The following is a 504-nucleotide window of genomic DNA, read 5'->3' as shown; positions in this document are numbered from 1 at the left end:
CCCGGCGACGGTCAACGACACGCCGGGTGCCAAGGGGCTGCTGCTGCGCCAGGGCACGGTGGTCGACGCGACGCTGATTGCCGCACCGAGTTCGACGAAGAACGACAGCGGCATGCGCGACCCGGAGATGAAGCAGAGCCGCAAGGGCCAGCAGTGGTACTTCGGCATGAAGGCGCACATCGGCGTGGACTCCGAGTCGGGGCTGGGGCATGCGGCTCGAGGCAGAGCCGGCAGCGTCAACGACGTCGTCGAGGCCAACCAGTTGCTGCACGGCGAGGAGAAGATAGTCTTCGCCGACGCCGGCTACCAGGGCGCCGCCAAGCGGCCAGCTCGGGAGCGCCCGGCGCGTTTGGGCTGCCGCCGTCGAGGCCGGCCAAGCGGGCGTCGATACGCCTCACGCGCTCGAACGAAAGTACCCGAGGGCGGCGATGTCGTGGGCGTGGTTCTGGGTATTTCCGCAATGGCCACCACGATGATCTACACCCACGTGCTGAAGATGGGCGG

The 504-nt window shown here is 68.3% G+C and carries 1 protein-coding gene; it reads left to right on the top strand.

Features of this window, described 5'->3' with window-relative positions:
- Window positions 1–504: transposase (locus CKO43_RS25640; protein WP_242481431.1), on the top strand; the 504-nt coding region annotated here is incomplete at both ends.

Origin of the sequence: Rubrivivax gelatinosus, from assembly GCF_016583785.1 — a bacterium.
Classification (GTDB): domain Bacteria; phylum Pseudomonadota; class Gammaproteobacteria; order Burkholderiales; family Burkholderiaceae_C; genus Rubrivivax; species Rubrivivax gelatinosus_B.
The sequence above is the reverse complement of the archived record's forward strand: the minus strand, read 5'-3'. Positions and strand labels throughout refer to the sequence as shown.